The organism is Terrabacter terrigena (assembly GCF_042676085.1).
GTDB lineage: Bacteria > Actinomycetota > Actinomycetes > Actinomycetales > Dermatophilaceae > Terrabacter > Terrabacter terrigena.
On record NZ_JBHTKH010000028.1, the window covers coordinates 1 to 16,946 of the forward strand.

At 68.0% G+C, this 16,946-nt stretch carries 16 protein-coding genes; 4 read left to right on the plus strand and 12 right to left on the minus strand.

Features of this window, described 5'->3' with window-relative positions:
* The 12 genes from ACFQ2V_RS21105 to ACFQ2V_RS21160 form a co-directional block, all read right to left on the minus strand.
* Positions 1-100 (minus strand): 6-phosphofructokinase (locus ACFQ2V_RS21105; protein WP_386055000.1); only part of this gene is annotated, 100 nt, incomplete at its 3' end.
* Positions 101-228: 128 nt separating this feature from the next.
* Positions 229-1,092 (minus strand): sugar phosphate isomerase/epimerase family protein, encoded by an 864-nt coding sequence (locus tag ACFQ2V_RS21110; RefSeq protein WP_386054974.1) that lies wholly within the window; start codon positions 1,090-1,092, stop codon positions 229-231.
* Between the two features lie 213 nt (positions 1,093-1,305).
* Positions 1,306-2,052, minus strand: a complete 747-nt coding sequence (locus ACFQ2V_RS21115) for an IclR family transcriptional regulator (protein WP_386054976.1) — start codon at positions 2,050-2,052, stop codon at positions 1,306-1,308.
* Positions 2,049-2,780, minus strand: a complete 732-nt coding sequence (locus ACFQ2V_RS21120) for an IclR family transcriptional regulator (protein ID WP_386054978.1) — start codon at positions 2,778-2,780, stop codon at positions 2,049-2,051. The genes ACFQ2V_RS21115 and ACFQ2V_RS21120 overlap by 4 nt, the downstream gene beginning before the upstream one ends.
* Positions 2,781-3,003: 223 nt before the next feature.
* Entirely contained in the window at positions 3,004-3,789 is a 786-nt protein-coding gene (locus ACFQ2V_RS21125) for an SDR family oxidoreductase (protein ID WP_386054980.1), read from the minus strand.
* On the minus strand, positions 3,786-4,844 hold the full coding sequence (locus ACFQ2V_RS21130) for a Gfo/Idh/MocA family protein (protein WP_386054982.1): 1,059 nt from the start codon (positions 4,842-4,844) through the stop codon (positions 3,786-3,788). The genes ACFQ2V_RS21125 and ACFQ2V_RS21130 overlap by 4 nt, the downstream gene beginning before the upstream one ends.
* Positions 4,841-5,917, minus strand: a complete 1,077-nt coding sequence (locus ACFQ2V_RS21135; protein WP_386054984.1) for a Gfo/Idh/MocA family protein — start codon at positions 5,915-5,917, stop codon at positions 4,841-4,843. Before ACFQ2V_RS21135 ends, ACFQ2V_RS21130 begins: the two co-directional genes overlap by 4 nt.
* Before the next feature lie 84 nt (positions 5,918-6,001).
* On the minus strand, positions 6,002-6,805 hold the full coding sequence (locus tag ACFQ2V_RS21140; protein WP_386054986.1) for a sugar phosphate isomerase/epimerase family protein: 804 nt from the start codon (positions 6,803-6,805) through the stop codon (positions 6,002-6,004).
* Positions 6,806-6,894: 89 nt separating this feature from the next.
* Positions 6,895-7,911 carry a Gfo/Idh/MocA family protein gene (locus ACFQ2V_RS21145; RefSeq protein WP_386054988.1) on the minus strand — a complete coding sequence of 339 codons (1,017 nt, stop codon included), beginning with the start codon at positions 7,909-7,911 and terminating at the stop codon, positions 6,895-6,897.
* Positions 7,912-7,981: 70 nt separating this feature from the next.
* Complete coding sequence (locus ACFQ2V_RS21150; protein WP_386054989.1) at positions 7,982-8,923, minus strand: transketolase family protein; 942 nt, start codon at positions 8,921-8,923, stop codon at positions 7,982-7,984.
* Positions 8,920-9,939, minus strand: coding sequence for a transketolase (locus ACFQ2V_RS21155; RefSeq protein WP_386054990.1), 1,020 nt, complete (start codon positions 9,937-9,939; stop codon positions 8,920-8,922). Before ACFQ2V_RS21155 ends, ACFQ2V_RS21150 begins: the two co-directional genes overlap by 4 nt.
* A gap of 82 nt (positions 9,940-10,021) precedes the next feature.
* Positions 10,022-11,164, minus strand: coding sequence for a Gfo/Idh/MocA family protein (locus ACFQ2V_RS21160; protein ID WP_386054991.1), 1,143 nt, complete (start codon positions 11,162-11,164; stop codon positions 10,022-10,024).
* A gap of 282 nt (positions 11,165-11,446) precedes the next feature.
* Between ACFQ2V_RS21160 and iolB the strand changes: the two genes are divergently transcribed.
* The 4 genes from iolB to ACFQ2V_RS21180 all read left to right on the plus strand — a co-directional run bounded on the left by iolB (position 11,447) and on the right by ACFQ2V_RS21180 (position 16,728).
* Positions 11,447-12,286 carry a 5-deoxy-glucuronate isomerase gene (gene iolB / locus ACFQ2V_RS21165; RefSeq protein ID WP_386054993.1) on the plus strand — a complete coding sequence of 280 codons (840 nt, stop codon included), beginning with the start codon at positions 11,447-11,449 and terminating at the stop codon, positions 12,284-12,286.
* Positions 12,287-12,308: 22 nt separating this feature from the next.
* Positions 12,309-14,183, plus strand: coding sequence for a 3D-(3,5/4)-trihydroxycyclohexane-1,2-dione acylhydrolase (decyclizing) (iolD, locus tag ACFQ2V_RS21170; RefSeq protein ID WP_386054995.1), 1,875 nt, complete (start codon positions 12,309-12,311; stop codon positions 14,181-14,183).
* Positions 14,184-14,269: 86 nt separating this feature from the next.
* The gene (locus tag ACFQ2V_RS21175; RefSeq protein ID WP_386054997.1) at positions 14,270-15,664 is read left to right on the plus strand and encodes an NAD-dependent succinate-semialdehyde dehydrogenase; all 1,395 of its coding nucleotides are present in this window, start codon (positions 14,270-14,272) and stop codon (positions 15,662-15,664) included.
* A gap of 68 nt (positions 15,665-15,732) precedes the next feature.
* Positions 15,733-16,728, plus strand: a complete 996-nt coding sequence (locus tag ACFQ2V_RS21180) for a substrate-binding domain-containing protein (protein ID WP_386054999.1) — start codon at positions 15,733-15,735, stop codon at positions 16,726-16,728.
* Positions 16,729-16,946: the final 218 nt, after the last annotated feature.

Genomic DNA, 16,946 nt, shown 5'->3' on the forward strand with positions numbered 1-16,946 from the left:
CGGTGCTGTCGTAGGTGACCTCGGCGGCGCGGGTCGCGCCGCGGATGACGGCGTTGAGGCCGGGACAGTCCCCGCCCGAGGTGAGAATGCCGATGCGCATGTTGGGACCTTCAGTGAGAGACGACGGAGAGTACCGCTCAACTCGAGTCTACTGCTCAGTGAACACCATGACCACTGAGCGATATCGTGACTACGACCGTAAAGCTGCCCTCTCCGCGAGGGCCACCGTCAGAACTGCTTAAGTGCGGTGCGGACAACATCGGGCAGAGACTCTGCGAGCGGACGGGAATGATGGACGTCAGAGATGATCTCGACACCCCATGGCCCGTCGAAGCCGATGCCCTGAAGGGTGCTGATGAATCCTCTGACATCGAAGTCGCCCTCGCCGCAAAGCTGCCGGTTGCGCATGGTGTCCTGCAGCAAGGTGCCGACCTGCTCGCGGTGAGCGTCGTTGAGCTCCACGCAGAAGACCTTCTCACCCGGGACGCCGGCGAGGTCCTCCAGTGTTGACGGTCCGCGCTCGAGGTGCCAGATGTCCACGGTGAGCCCGGCACAGGCATGATCCGCGGCTTCGATGAGCCGTGCAGCCTCGGTGAAGTCCGCGATGTTCGACATCGGCAGCACTTCGAGAGCCACTCGGGTCCCGGCATCCTGTGCCTGCGCGGCCAGATGGTTCAGCTCTCCCGCCCAGGCAGGCAGATCCATCGTCTGGGGCGGCATCGAGACGGCGTCCTTGACGACCTCGCCCGCGATCTTGATCTGCCGGGCCCCGAGGACTGTCGCCGCGTCGAGCAGCTTGTTGCGATGCACGTCGGATCGCTGACGCCGGTCGCCGGACGTCCACCAGTCGGTGATGAGCTCGACTTCGGTGTAGGCGAATCCGAGGTCGTCGCAGAGCCGCTTCAGGTCTGGCCAGCTGATGACGTCAAGGCCCGCCTCGAGGTCTTCGAGGGTGAACCCGATCCCGGCAAACCCCGCCTGCGCGGCAGCGCGGGCCCGGTCTCGGATGTCCAGGGTGCTTCGGGTCACCCCGTCCGTGGTCTGGTTCGGACCAGTGGTGGTCCAGCTCGTCGCGAGCAGTTCAGCTGACATGCGTATCTCCTGGGTTCGCGTGGCTCGTCGACGAGCGGTGCGGGCTTTGTTCTCGGGACGGTCCTCGGGTGGTCCGTGGTGGTCGTGACGCACTGCCGCTGTGCGCTGCCGCGAATGGCTGCCTTTCGATGGCGGCGGTCGATGGAGCAGGCGAGGTCGCCTGATGAGTGCTGATGCTCCGGGCGCAGACGGTGGACGGCCTTGCCCACGCCATCACGGGGAGTCGAGGCCGTCGGAGAGGATGTCACCGGCCCGGAGAAGTCGGGTCACGAAGGACTCCTCCCGCTCGCTCATGTCCTCGGCGAGACCAGCCAACGACAGCGCCCCGCGGAGTCTCCGGGCCCCGTCGAACACCGGGATGCCCAGGGCCCCGATCCCGTCGGTGACATCCTCGTCCGAATGCACATACCGCCGCGCCCTCGTGAGCTCGATGTCGCGGCGCAGCTCGTTGGCCGTCGTGAGTGTGTGACGGGTGAGCGGGGGAAAGGGCGCCAGGTCGACGTAGTCGGCGGCTTCCTCGTGGAAGGCGAGGGTCACGCGACCCGCGGCGCCGGCATGAAGCGGCAGGCGCCGACCGGGCTTGAGCAGGAGGACGTTGATGGCCCGCCCCTGCGCCCAGTCGATGCAGATTGCTTCGTGGTGGCGCGGAACGCTCAGGAACACCGTCTGCCCGGTCTGCTCGCGCAGGTCGTCCAGAACCCCCCGGGCGTGCGCCCACTCCCCCATGGCCGAACGCGAGGCGTCGGCCAGGCGGAGCCACCGGTGGCTGGCCTGGATGCGTGAGTCCTCGAGAATGGTCGCGAGGTTCGCGAGATGGAGAGCCTCTGCGAGCCGGTACACACTCGGGCGGGGCATGCCGGTCTCCTCGGCGATCTCGGCCGGCGTCATCGGCCCGCGTTCGGCGAGCAGCTCGACGAGGCGGGATGCCTTCTCGAGGATCCCCATCGGTTGCTCGTTCATGAGGCGCTCTCATCCCCCAGGGCCGCGCTGGTCGCCCTGGCCGCGTGCTGGAGCAGGGCACCGTTCCGTTCGAGGTTCGGCCCGAGGATCTGGTGGCGCAGGCCGCTGATCGACATGCTGGCAACCAGCTCCTGCCGGTGGTTGAAGACGGGCGCCCCGAGCGCTGCGATGCCCGACGTCACGTCCCCGTCGGAGACGGCATACCCGCGACGGCGCACCTCCTCGAGCTCCCTCAGAGTGGCGGCGACGGCAGGTCGCGGCGGGTCGCCGGGCATCACCACGCCTGACTCGAGCACGTCACGCTGCTCCGACAACGGCAGGTGCGCCAGCAGGGCGCGAGGCGCCGCGCCGGCATACAGCGGCAGGGAACTCCCCAGCTGCATCGCCAGGGAGCGGACAGCGCGCCCCTCCAGGCGCTCGATGCAGACGGCTCGGGCCCCCCTCGGGACGCACAGGAAGCTGGTGGCCTCGGTCTCCTGCAGCAGGGTCATGAGGCCAGGCCGCGCGAGCTCACGGATGTCGATGCTGTCCTCGACCAGCCCTCCGATGGTCATCATGGGCAGACCGAGCCGATACCTTCCCCGGCGCGGACTGCGGTCGACCCAGCCGACGGCTTCGAGACTCTGCAGCATCCGGTACATGGAGCTCAGCGGCCCGCCGAGCGCCTCGGCCAGCTCTGCGGCTGTCAGCTCGCCCTGGCGTTCCAGCGCGCTGATGACGGCGTCCACCTTGGCGATGAGCTCGAGTCCCCGTTGGCCCTCGCCATCGCCAAGGTCCGCCGTCGGACCGGCGTTGCTGTCGTCGGCGGCAGCCCCAGCCGGCGTCCGGCGCCGGGGCGGGACTGCATGGGGTTGACGACCTGCGATGATGGCTCCCACATCCTTCCGTGGCTCAGACCTTCCCACACCAGATTATCAGCCAGTGGACAGCATGACTACTAGGCGAGGTTCACTAGTCCTGCCCGCCGATGACCTGCTGGTCCCAGTCGATGATCGAACCGGTGACGACACCGCTGCTGTCGGATGCGAGGAAGACGACGAACTCCGCGATCTCGTCGGGGCGGCCGATCTTGCCCATGGGCACCGATGCGTCGGCCTCGTCGAGCCAGTCGTCGCCCGCGCCGTGAGTGGTGCGCTGGATGACCCCCTCAGCCTCGGTAGCCGTCCACCCGATGTTGACACCGTTGACGCGGATCTTGTCCCAGCGGTGCGCGTGCGCAGCGTTTCGCGTGGCACCTGCCAAGCCGGACTTCGCCGCCACGTACGGAGCGAGGAATGGCTGCCCGCCACGTTCCGCGATCGAGATGATGTTGACGATGCTCCCGGGGGCCGACCGCTCCCGCAGGTGCCGGATCGTGTCGGCCATGATGAAGAAGGGCGCCTTGAGGTTCACGGCGATGTGCTGGTCGAACAGCTCAGGTGTCGTGTCCAGCATGCTCCCCCGCGAGGTCAGACCAGCAGCGTTCACCACCCGGTCCAGCCGTCCGAACCGCTCGATCGTCCGCGCGACCGAGCCGCGGGCCTGCTGGACGTCGCTCACGTCGGTGGGCAGGAACTCAGCCTGCGCTCCGCTCCGGCGCAGGATCTCGAGCACGCCGTTGCCTGCCTCGACATTGCGACCCGTCACGACGACCGCGTCGGCGCCCTCCTGGGCGGCCCGTCGGGCGATGGCTGCACCGACACCTTGCGTTCCACCGCTGACGAGCACGACCTGGCCCTGCATCCACTGTGACCTCACGTGTGACTCCACCTCTCTGGTTGTTCGACGACCGCATTCGGCATGAGGCTCGGCTGGCCCTCATCCACGGTGGATCGCCTCACGCGTACAGGCTTCCCCTCCTGCCGAGACTGGATGAGTGCCTCTGCAACGAGTGTGGATCGCAGACCGTCCTCGGCCGTGGCCAGCTCGCTGGGTCGGCCCTGGGTGACGCGCTCGACCCATGAAGTGAGCTCGAGCCGATAGGCATCAGCAAAGAACCCGCGCCAGTCGGGATGCAGGCTGTGGCCACTCACGCCGTCACGGTCGGTGTCCACGAGGGCAGGCGGGCGCAGCCGTAGGTTTCCGCGCTCGCACACCACCTCGTACCGCACGTCGTAGCCGTACTGCGCATTGAGGAACAGGTCGATGCTTGCCAGCACACCGTTGGCGGACCGGAGGTGGATCAGCTGCGGATCCTGACGGTCGGTGACCAGGGCGCTCTGCCTCGCGGCGAACCACTCGACCTCGACAACGACGCTCCCGAGCAGCCACGCGGCCGTGTCGATGTCGTGGACGGCCGAGTTGCTCAGGGTGCCGTCAGAGCCGCCGGTGGGATACGAGCTGACGTTGCGATGCGAGCCGAGCACCAGCACCGGCTCCCCCAGCGACCGGGCGTCGACCTGGAGCTTCATCGCGGTGAAGGACGGGTGGAACCGTCGCATGAACCCGACGGACACGAGTGCGCCGAGGCCGCGGCGACGCTGGGCGTCGATGATCCGCTCGCACTCCGCAGATGTCGGTGCCAGCGGCTTCTCGCACAGCACCGGCTTTCCGGCCTCGATGCAGGCCAGTACCTGCGTCGCGTGCGCGGCATCGTGACTCGCGATGATGACCGCATCGACGTCCTGGGCAGCAATGAGGTCCTCGGCGGATGCCAGAGGAGTGGCACCGAGCTCGGCGGCCAGCTGGTCCGCCCGCGAAGGGTCGATGTCCGTGACAGCCGCGACTGTTGCCCCTGCGACGTGCCGTGACAGCGTGCGCGCGTGGTCGCCACCCATGACTCCGGCACCGATCAGACCGACCCGCAGGGTCATCGACGTGCCGCCTCGGACCCGCTGTCGCTCCGCTGGTCGACCGCACTGGGTTCGCCGGCCTGCGTCGGTCGTGCCGGCATTCCGGCGGCCGAGTAGCCGGCGTCGATGGCCCGCATGTTCTCGACGGCATCGTCCATCCCCGTGGGGAAGGGGCGTCCTTCCCGGATCGCCGCGGCGAGCGCATCCATCTGGTACGTGTACGTGCTTCGGCTGCCAAGGTGCTCCGTGCGTACGCCGTCGGGACCTTCGATGACAAGCCTGTCGTCGGTGTGGACGTTGACGAAGTTCGCGACCGTCGCTCTGCCGGCGGCGCCCGTCGCCGTGATGCTGAAGTCCCATGCACCGTTCATGGTGGCGTCGGCGACCGCTGTCGCACCGTGCGGCAGGTCGAACTCCAGATGGACCTGCTCGTCGACGTCGGGATGTCCGGCACGCTCGAGCGCCCGGGCACCGGTGAGCTCGGGAGCTCCACCGAGGTGCCCCGCGACGGAACGGATCGCATGGATGCAGTAGCAGCCGAGATCCATCAGGCATCCACCTGCGAGGTCCCAGGACCAGCGCAGATCGGTCGGCGCAGGAGCCGGCATGGACATGTTGACGTGAAGGTGCTCCAGCTCCCCGATGGTCCCGTCTCCGATGACCTCCAGCAGTCGTTGGAAGACCGGGTGGTACCAGTAGTGGAAGGCCTCGAAGACGACGAGACGACCGTCCGGGTCGATGACCTGCGCCGCCTCCCGGACCTGCTCCGCCTCGGCTGCGTTGCTGGCAAAAGGCTTCTCGGACAACACGTGCTTGCCCGCTCGGAGCGCCGCGATGTTCCACGGGGCATGCAGGCCGTTGGGCAGGGCGTTGTAGACGACCTCGACGTGCGGGTCAGCGAGGAGATCCGCGTAGCTGGCGTGGACGCGTTCGATCCCTCGACTGCTCGCCCACACACGAGCCCGGTCCGGGTCGCGTGCAGCGACTGCCACGATCTGGTGACCGGTCTCTGTCGCGGGCCCGATCACGGCGAGGTCGCTGATGCGCGATGCGCCCAGCAGGCCGATCCTGAGTGGTGCCGACGGTGTGCTCATGGTCGAGGTGACCTCACTTCTCTGGGAAGGGCAGCGGTTCTGGGAGCCGGTCCCGAGCTCATGCGGGACAAGGGTGCCGGCGCGTCAGGCCGGCAGGGTTGGCAGGGCCGACAGCACCGACCGGATGTAGTCGGCGCTGGCCCGCACGTCGGCGGCGGGGCCCTCGCCCCGCGGCTCCTCCGTGAGGATCGCGTCCTGCTCCAGGACGTACCAGCCGTCGTAGTCGTGCGCCTCGAGATGGGACACCACGCCGGCGATGTCGACATCGCCCTGTCCCAGCGGCTTGTACATGCCGAGGTTCACGGCGTCGGTGTAGGTGAGCTCGCCCGCCTGGACCCTCTTGGCCAGGGCCAGGTCCACGTCCTTGAGATGCGTGTGCGCGATGCGGTCGGGCGCCTGCCGGGTCACGGCCAGCGGGTCCGAGCCTCCGATCAACATGTGTCCGGTGTCGAGGCAGAGAGAGACGACCGATCCGGCCAGCACCCGCTGCACGTCGTCGCCCGTCTCGACCATCGTGCCCACGTGCGGGTGCAGGACGGCTCGGACGCCGCGCTCGGCCGCCAGAGTCGTGAGTCGGTCGAGGTTCCCGAGCAGCACCTGCCAGCCGTCAGCATCCAGGTCGGGACGGCTGTCGTAGCCGCGCTGACCCGTGATGGCGGACAGGACGAGGACCTTGGCGCCGACAGCCTCGAAGCCGTCCAGCACTCGGTCCACCTCGGGGCGAGGGTCGTGCTCGGGGTCGTGGAGGAGCACGGGGGTGAAGTTGCCGAGACCGTGCAGGCCGTACCGATCAAGCGTCTCTGCCTTGCCCTCGGGGCTGGCCGGAAGGAATCCGTCGGAGCCGAGCTCGGTGGCATTCAGGCCGATCTCGCGCATCTCGGTCAACACGCGCCTGGGATCCATCTGGTAGCCCCACCCAGGGACCTCACACACGCCCCAGGAAATGGGTGCGCCGGCGACTCTTTCAACAGGGTTGGTCATGCGAGGGCCTTTCGGGAGCGGACTTCGTCCAGGGATACGGGTCGGTGTTGGTGCAGGGACAGGGCGGCGGCCTCGGCGACCCAGCTGGCCTCGACAGCGTCGGCGACCGTGCAGGGGCTCGGGCGCGTACCTGCGACCACCTCGGTGAACGCCGACAGCTCGGCGCGGAAGGCAGCCGCGAACCGGTCCATGAAGAAGCTGTGTGGCGTGCCTGCGGGAAAGATGGTCCCCGGCTCGGTCGAGCGCATCGGCCAGGAGTCCTCCAGCCCCGCAGCGACGCTGTCCTTGGACCCGTGGAGCTCGAGGCGGACGTCGTAGCCACGCGCGTTGTAGCGCGAGTTGGACACGACGGCGAGGGCGCCGGAGCTGAGCGTCAATATGGTCGCGGCGGTGTCGACGTCGTCGTTCTCGGCGAAGACGGGTGCGAAGCTGTTGGAGCCCGTGGCGTAGACCTCTTCGACGTCCTGCCCCGTGACGAAGCGAACGGCGTCGAAGTCGTGGACGCTGCAGTCGCGGAAGATGCCTCCCGATCGTCGGACGTACTCGTCGGGCGGGGGTGCCGGATCGAGCGTGGTCGACCGGACGGTGTGCAGGGTGCCCAGCTCGCCGTTCACGACCGACTGGCGGGCGGCGATGAACGCGGCATCGAAACGACGCGGGTAGCCGATCTGCACGGGCGTTCCCGTCTGCTCCGTGCGGGTGAGGATCTCCGTGGCCTCCCGAGGGTCGGCGGCGACCGGCTTCTCGCAGAAGGTGGGGAGACCAGCACCAACACTGGCGAGGATGAGCTCCGGGTGGACGTCGGTTGCCGCCGCGATGACGACGCCGTCGAGCCCCGCTCTCAGGAGCTCCTCAGGGCTGCCGACCGCTTCGACACCCAGCCGCTCCACGGCCTGTTGCACTGCTGGCGAGAACGGGTCGTAGACGACGAGTGAGTCGACGTCGGGTAGGGCCGTGAGCGTGGTGGCGTGGAACGCTCCGATTCGACCGAGGCCGATGAGGCCAAGACGCATGGTTCCTCCATCATTGGAGTGGGTGGACAGTTCTGTTGAACGGTGGTGGCGGATCGGGTTCCTGCTTGCCCTAGCTGGTGACGCGGTGAGCCAGGACGGCCTTGATCCGCGCAGTGATTCGCTCGGCTGACAGGCCGTGCTTGTCGAGCATGAAGTCGTTCGGGGCGGACTCTCCCCAGGTGTCGTCGATGCCGATGCGCTCGAGCCGCGGGGCGGAGCCGTGCGCGGTGAGGGTTTCTGCCACGAGACCGCCCAGCCCCCCGTGGACAGAGTGCTCCTCGGCCGTGACGACGAGGTCGTGCCCACCGAGCAGCTCGAGGAGTCGGCCGGTGTCGATCGGCTTCAGACAGGGGACGTGGATGACTGCCGCGGAGACGCCGTCCTTGGCCAGCTCGTCGTGGACGGCGAGAAGTCGGCCCGTCTGGGGCCCGGTCCCCACCAGGGCGATGTCAGTGCCGCGGCGCAGCTCGTGGACGGCTCCGGGCGTGAACGAGTAGCCGGGCGCGATGATGTCGGGCACGGGGTCACGCACGATGCGCAGGTACACAGGTCCGGGCGTCGAGTCGGCCCAGTCCATGACTGCCAACAGCTCGGTCTCGTCTGCGGGAGCGATGACCGTCATGTCGGGCATGGCGCGCATGATCGCGAGATCCTGGATGTCGAGGTGAGTCTTTCCCACGGCACCGATGAGCAGGCCGGAGTAGGAGCCGACAATCTTCACGTTGGCGTGGCTCTGGGCCACGAGCATGCGGATGGGGTCAAGCGCCCGGTGGGTGAAGAAGACCGCGAACGAGCTGGTCCATGGAACGTATCCGGTTGCCGCCAAGCCGGCTGCGGCGCCGACGAGGTTCTGCTCGGCGATGCCCATCTGGAAGAACCTGCTGGGGTACGCCTTGGCGAACTTGTCGGCCTTGGTGGAGTTGGCCAGGTCCCCGTCGAGCACGACGAGTCGTCGGTTGCTGGTGGCGAGGTCGACGAGCTTCTGACCCCACACGTCACGCATCGCCTTCATGCCACGCCTCCACTCGTCGTCTCGCGGGCAGCTGCCTCCGTGGCGGTGGCCTCATCGGTGTCCGCAGGAGCGGGTGGGTTGTCATCGGCCTGGCTGCTGCCCCTGTCCGGGTCGTGCTGGTCCAGCAGCTCGATCTCGTCCGGCTCCAGCTCCTGGCGTGCACGTTCGAAGTCCTCTGGTGAGGGCACGATGCTGTGCCAGGTGTGGACACCTTCGGCCAACGACAGGCCCTTGCCCTTGACCGTGTGGGCCAGGATGACGGTCGGTCGCCGGCTTACGTCGCCGGCGTGGGCCAGCTGGTACGCGTGCGCGATCTGCCCGTAGTCGTGCCCGTCGATCTCGAGCACTCGCCACCCGAAAGCCTGGAACACGGCGGCGAGGTCGACCCCGAACCACGGGTCCCGACGGTCGCCGCGGTCGGTCGGGGTGGTCTCGGTGCTTGAAGGCAGGCCGAACTGCTGCAGGCCGTTCCGATCGACGATCGCCGTCAGGTTGGACAGCTTGTACCTCGAGGCGACCTGGACGGCCTCCCAGACCATCCCCTCCTGGATCTCCCCGTCGCCGAGCATGACCCAGGTGTGGAAGCCCCGACCGTTCAAGCGCGCTCCGAGTGCCATCCCGACGCCGACCGACAGTCCTTGTCCGAGGGAGCCCGTGGACGCGTCGACGCCGGGACAGCGGGTGACGTCGGGGTGACCCTGAAGTCGTGAGTCGCCCTTGTCGAAGGTCGCGAGCTCCTCTAGCGGAAGGTACCCGCGCAGGGCGAGCACCGCGTAGAGACCGATGGCGGCATGTCCCTTCGACAGGATGAATCGGTCCCGGTCCTCCCAGTCCGGGTCCTCGGGACGGATGTTCAGCTCTCGGAAGTAGAGGCTCACAAGCAGGTCCATCATCGAGAGCGGACCGCCGATGTGTCCGGCCTTGCTGTTGGTCACGGTCTTGATGACCTCCCAACGGGCCTGCCTGGCGATGGGAGAGAGATCAGTCTGTTCGGAGATCACGTCGGTTGTTGTCACGGTGGGACCCTTGGCTGTGAGTTGAGCGATGATGAGTGCGCGGTGCAGTCGGTTGGGTGCTGGGGCGATGCGTGGACCGCGATCAGTAGGCGGGCAGATCCACCCAGCGCCGTTCGGCGACGGACTGCTCGACCTTCTCCAGGACCTCGGCGACGTGCCAGCCGTCCTTGAAGTCCCCGTCGGGCGTGCGGTCCTCGGCGATGGCGCAGAGCCATTCATGGACCTCGATGGTCTTGAGCTCGTGCACCCCCAGGGGGACGCCGGCGAACGGCCAGAACGCCCCGTAGTCGCCGTGGCTCGGCCCGAGCTCGATCTCCCGGTATCCCTTGCGCTCCAGCGGGTCACCGGTGAGGTAGAGCCGCAGGGTGTGGATGTCCTGCTGGACGAACTGCAGGGCACCCTTGCTGCCGATGATCTCGATGCTCTGGTGCCAGGTGCGGCCCGTGGCCACGCGGGAGGACTCGATCGAGCCACTGGCGCCGGAGGCAAAGTCCATCAGGAAGGTCGTGGCGTCATCGTTCTCCACGTCGCGTCGGGGAGCCTTGAGGTCGGCTCCGCTGCCATAGCCGAACACTCCGGTGGGCTCAGGCCGGGTCTTGATGAAGGTGCGGCTCTGCCCTGCCACTGAGGTCATCGGCCCCACCAGCGTCAGCGCGAGCGAGATGATGTGGGCTCCCAGGTCACCTAGCGCACCGCTTCCTGACAGCTTGCGCTCGAACCGCCACGTGAAGGGCACGTCCGGGTCGGTGCACGCGTCGAGGACGAAGCGCCCGGTGAAGGTCCAGATGTCGCCCAGCTCGCCGCTGGCGATGAGTCGACGCGCCTCGGCGATGGCCGGGTTGCGCAGGTAGTTGAAGCCGACGATGGTCTTCACGCCTGCGGCCTGCGCGGCGTCGTGCATCTCCTTGGCGTCGGCCGCCGTCAGGGCGAGCGGCTTCTCGCAGTAGACGTGCTTGCCGTTGGCGATGGCCTCCATGGCGACCTCCTTGTGCAGGAAGTTCGGCGTGACGATGTTGACGACGTCGACTCGGTCGCTGCGCACCGCTTCGCGCCAGTCCGTGGTCCATCGCTGGTATCCGAGGGACCGTGCGCCTGCGCTGGCCAGCTCTGCCGTGGCGTCGGCGAGAACCTCGAAGCGCGGACGGAAAGGTGTTGTGCCGTAAACGCTTTCGACGTTCCGGTACCCCATGGTGTGCGACTTCGCCATGAGGCCGCTGCCGATCATGGCAACGCCCAGTTCAGGGGAGGTCGGCGTGACGATCTCAAGGGACAACGTTGGCTCCAGACGGATCAGGCCGAGATGGTCGGCGACGGTGACGCCGCGGAGGTTGGGCGGTCACTCGATCGTTATGTTATCAGGTACTGGACACTTCGTCTAAGGGGCGATACGGTTTTCTTCAGGCGCCTCTCCGGCGTCGACCCGGCAGACCGGCGGCCGACGCCGCGACCCGAGACTCCACACACGCACAACCACTGGTCCGCAGCGGCCTGGAAGGGGCAGTTCCTGATGGGTGACCCGCAGATCCTGGCCAAGGGCTGGGACCCGATCTCCCCCGCAGAGGCCGGCTGGACCTTCGTCTCCTTCGCCGTGCACACCGTCCCGGCAGGCCAGACGTTCCCCCTTCCTGCGGACGACCACGAACGCGCGGTGGTGCCGCTGGCGGGTTCCGCCATCGCCGACATCGCCGACCAGCACTGGGAGTTCGGCGGGCGCGACAACGTCTTCGCAGGACTGGGCTACTGCCTCTACGTGCCGCGGGACACGGCGGCCAGCCTCACGGCAGTGACCGATGTGGAGATCGCCGTCGCCGCAGCGCCGGCAACAACGCGCCACCAGCCCGTGCTGGTCACTCCCGACGACACACAGATCGAGATGCGAGGCGGCGGCAACGCCTCCCGCCAGGTCAACAGCCTGATGCTCCCGGACTTCCCCGCCGACCGCCTGCACGTCATCGAGGTCTGGACCCCTGGCGGCAACTGGTCGAGCTTCCCCCCGCACAAGCACGAGCACGACAGGGAGGGCGAGGCAGAGCTGGAGGAGACCTACTACTACCGCCTGCGGGACGAAGAGAACGGGTGGGCGCTGCAGCGCGTCTACTCCCCCGAGCGCGAGTTCGAGCTGACCGCGCCCGTCCGCGACGGCGACCTGCTGCTCATCCCGTGGGGCTACCACACCACCGTGGCCGCTCACGGGCACGACCTCTACTACCTCAACGTCCTGGCGGGGCCTGCCTCGAAACGGACCCTTCAGGCCCACCAGGACCCGTGCCTTGCGCCCGTCCAGGCCGACTGGCCTTCCGTCGGCATGGACAGCCGGCTCCCCATCGTCCCCCGCTACCCCCGCTGAACCTTCGAAGGAGAAGGACACCGTGCCGAACACGACTGACACCACCCGCCTGACCGTTGGCCAGGCCCTGGTGCGCTTCCTGGCCGCGCAGCACGTCGAGCGCGACGACGTCGAGCAGCCTTTCTTCGGAGGTGCGCTCGGCATCTTCGGCCACGGCAACGTGGCCGGAGTCGGCCAGGCGCTACTGCAGTACCGCGACGACTTCCGGCTCTACCAGGGCCGCAACGAGCAAGGCATGGTCCACATCGCCACGGGCTACGCCAAGATGCGCAACCGCCTCGGCGCGATGGCCGTGACCACCTCGATCGGCCCGGGCGCCACCAACATGGTCACCGGGGCCGCCACGGCCACCGTCAACCGCCTGCCCGTCCTGTGCCTCCCGAGTGACATCTTCGCCAGCCGCCGCACCGGTCCCGTCCTGCAGCAGCTGGAGTCGAACTTCTCGTGGGACTACTCGGCCAGTGACGCCTTCAAGGCCGTCTCGAAGTACTGGGACCGGATCAACCGACCGGACCAGCTGCCCACGGCTCTGCTCGAGGCGATGCGCACCCTGACCAGCCCAGCCGAGACCGGAGCCGTCACGCTCAGCCTTCCCCAGGACGTCCAGGCCGAGGCATGGAACTTCCCGAACCAGCTGTTCCGGCCGCGTACCTGGCACGTCCCCCGGGCCCGCGCGGACCGCGCGGCCCTGCGCCGGGCAGCCCAGCTCATAGCTGGCGCGCACCGACCCGTCATCATCGCGGGAGGCGGCGTGATCTACTCCGACGCCACGGCCGAGCTCAACGCCTTTGTCTCCCGCACCGGGATCCCGGTCGGCGTCACCCAGGCTGGCAAGGCCAGCCTGCCGCACGACCACCCGCAGATGGTCAACGCGCTCGGCGCCTCCGGGTCCGTGTTCGCGAACCAGCTGGCCAACGTCGCCGACGTCATCATCGGCATCGGCACGCGCTACACCGACTTCACGACGGCCTCGAACACCCTGTTCGCCAACCCCGACGTGCAGTTCGTCAACCTCAACGTCACCGAGCTCGACGCCCTCAAGGAGTCCGCGCTCGCAGTGGTCGGCGACGCACGCGAGTCCATCACGGAGCTCGACAACCTCCTGGCCGACTACTCCGTCTCCGCGGCGTACCGCGCTGAGGTCGAGAAGGCAGCAACCGACTGGCGCAGCGAGGTCGACCGGATCGTCGAGGTCCAGAACGCACCGACCCTCTCGCAGGCCGAGGCGATCGGCATCGTCAACGCGGCCGCGGGCGACCACCACGTCGTCGTCAACGCCGCCGGCTCCATGCCCGGCGACCTCCACCGGCTGTGGAGGCCGAGCGACCCGAAGGCGTACGACCTCGAGTACGGCAACTCGTGCATGGGCTACGAGATCGGCGGAGCCCTCGGGGCGAAGATGGCCGATCCCACCCGCGACGTTTTCTGCTTCATCGGTGACGGCACGTTCCTGCTCTCCAGCCAGGAGATCATGACCGCCGTCCAGGAAGGACTGAAGCTCACGGTCCTGCTCGTCGACAACTACGGCTACGGGTCCATCGCCGCGCTCTCCGAGACGCGCGGGTCGCAAGGCTTCGCCTGCCGCTTCAACTACCGGGGCGACGACGGCCAGTACAACGAGAACCGCATCGAGGTGGACCTGGCCGCCAACGCGGCGAGCTACGGTGCGGACGTGCTGACGGCCAGCACCGCAGACGAGCTGTCGCAGGCGCTCAAGCAGGCCGCCGGGATCGACAACACCGTCGTCATCTACGTCAAGGTCGATGCGAAGGGTCGCTTCGGAGGCTCCGGCGCCTGGTGGGACGTTCCCGTTCCCGAGGTCTCGGAGCTGGAGAGCACGACTCAGGCGCGCAAGGAGTACGAGGAGCAGGTCAGTACCCAGAGGCTCTACCTGTGACCGCCGCCAGTCACGCGCCGGCCCGCGGTGACCTCGATCGGGTCGTCGCGGGTGTACCGACCGGGCTGCGCATCGCGGGCACGCTCGTGCCCGCCTCCGACGGAGGCACCTTCGAGGTTGTCGATCCGGCGACCGGCGGCCTTCTGGCCTCGGTGTCGAGCGGGACCGTCGGCGACGCGATCGCCTGCGTCGACGCCGCCGCCGCGGCCGCGGCCGAATGGGCGGCCACTCCCCCGCGTCAGCGCTCCGAGATCCTGCGACGAACCCACGAGCTCCTGGTCGAACGTGCAGATGACCTCGCCCTGCTGATCAGTGCAGAGAACGGAAAGGCCCTTCCGGATGCGCGCGGAGAAGTGCTCTACTCCGCCGAGTTCTTCCGCTGGTACGCCGAGGAGGCCGTCCGGGTCCGGGGGGAGATCCAGACCGCACCTTCCGGCGCCAACAGGATCATCGTGCTGCGGCAGCCGGTGGGCGTCGCCGTCCTGGTGACGCCCTGGAACTTTCCGGCCGCGATGGCCGCGCGGAAGATCGCGCCAGCGCTGGCCGCCGGCTGCACCACCATCCTCAAGCCGGCCGGCGAGACACCCCTGACCGCGTTGGCCATCGCCGACCTGATGGAAGAAGCAGGGTTACCCGCGGGGGTGGTGAACGTTCTTCCCTCTCGTCGCTCCGGCGAAGTGGTGGCCGCGATGCTGGCCGACCCCCGGGTCCGCAAGCTCTCCTTCACCGGATCGACAGAGGTGGGCAGGACGCTGCTGAACCTCGCCAACGAGCACATCGTCAACTGCTCCATGGAGCTCGGTGGCAACGCGCCGTTCGTCGTCTTCGACGATGCCGACATCGACGCGGCCGTCGAGGGCGCCATGGTGGCCAAGATGCGCAACGGCGGCGAGGCCTGCACCGCAGCCAACCGGTTCTTCGTCCAAGAGGGCATCGCCGCGGAGTTCGCGACGCGCCTGGCCGAGGCGATGAGCGCACTGACGATGGGCCCCGGCTACTCGTCCGGCACCACGCTCGGCCCCTTGGTCAATGCAAAGACCAGGGACAAGGTCGCCAGCTTGGTCGAACAGGCACTCAGCGCAGGGGCTGAGGCACGCATCGGCGGCGTCATCCCAGACGGGCCCGGATTCTTCTACCCCGCAACCGTGCTGACCAATGTCGCTCCGGACGCAGAGATCCTGCAGTCGGAGATCTTCGGCCCGGTCGCGCCCGTCGTCACGTTCAGGACCGACGACGAGGCGATCGACCTGGCGAACAACACCGAGTACGGCCTGGTGTCGTACGTCTACACCACCGACCTGGCACGCGGCCTGCGCGTCAGCGAGGCGGTCGAGGCCGGCATGGTCGGCCTCAACCGGGGACTCGTCTCCGACCCCGCGGCCCCGTTCGGCGGGGTCAAGGAGAGCGGCCTCGGCCGCGAGGGCGGCACCGATGGCCTCCTTGCCTTCACCGAGAGCAAGTACATCGCGGTCGCCTGGTAACCGGCGAAACACACATCCACTCCACGCCGGCACCCGATGCGGCGAGAACCACCGAAAGGGAAAGATCGATGAAGATCAACATCAAGGCGGGGCTGAGCGCGGCCGTCGCGGTCACGGCGGTCACCGCTCTCGCGGCGTGCAGCAGCGGCGGCGGAGCACCCGCCAGTGACAGCACCGGCGGTGGCGGCGGTGGTGGTGGTGGCAACTCTGGCTACACGTTCGCCATGATCACGCACGAGACGCCTGGCGACACGTTCTGGGACCGGATCAAGGCCGGTGCCAACCAGGCTGCCAAGGACACCGGGTCCACCCTGAAGTACTCGTCGGACCCGGACGCCACCAAGCAGGCCGTCCTGATCCAGAACGCGATCGACTCCAAGGTCGACGGCATCGCGACCACGCTCGTCACCCCGGATGCGCTGATCCCGACCGTGAAGAAGGCGGTCGAGGCCGGCATCCCCGTGGACAGCTTCAACTCGGGGCTGAACTTCTACAAGCAGGCCGGATCGCTTGTGCATTTCGCCGCCGACGAGCGCCTGGGTGGCAAGGGTGCGGGGGAGAGGGCCAAGGCGGACGGTGCCACGAAGATCCTCTGCGTCATCCAGCAGACCGGTTCGGTCGCCCTGGAGGACCGCTGCGCCGGCGTCAAGGACTCCTTCCCGAACACCGAGAACATTCAGGTCAACGGCGCTGACGACGCTGCCGTCACCTCTGCCCTGCAGGCCAAGCTGAGCCAGGACAGTTCGATCAACTGGATCATCACCCTCGGCGCCGCCCAGGGCCTCGACGCCATCAAGGCCATCGACGGCGCGGGTGTCAAGGCCAAGATCGGCACCTTCGACACCAACCCGGATGCGGCGCAGGCAGTGAAGGACGGCAAGATCCAGTTCTTCATCGACCAGCAGCCCTACCTCCAGGGCTACCTCTCCATCACGCAGCTGTTCCTCTACAAGAAGAACGGCAACATCCTCGGCGGCGGGCAGCCGTCGCTCACGGGGCCCTCGTTCGTGGACTCCAAGAACATCGACCAGATCCTCCCGTTCGTGAAGCAGAACACCCGCTGACCCACTCCGGGGCCGGGCCGCTTCACGGCCCGGCCCCACCGAACAGCACTGGAGCTGTCATGAGCACACCCGTAAAGACCGACCCTTCGGCACCGGCCCCCTCAGAGGCCACGAACCGCGTCTCGCTGGGCTTGTCCAACCGGCTGCTGGCCCGGCCGGAGATCGGCGCCCTGGTGGCGGCGATCGTGATCTTCATCTTCTTCCTGATCGTCGCCCCG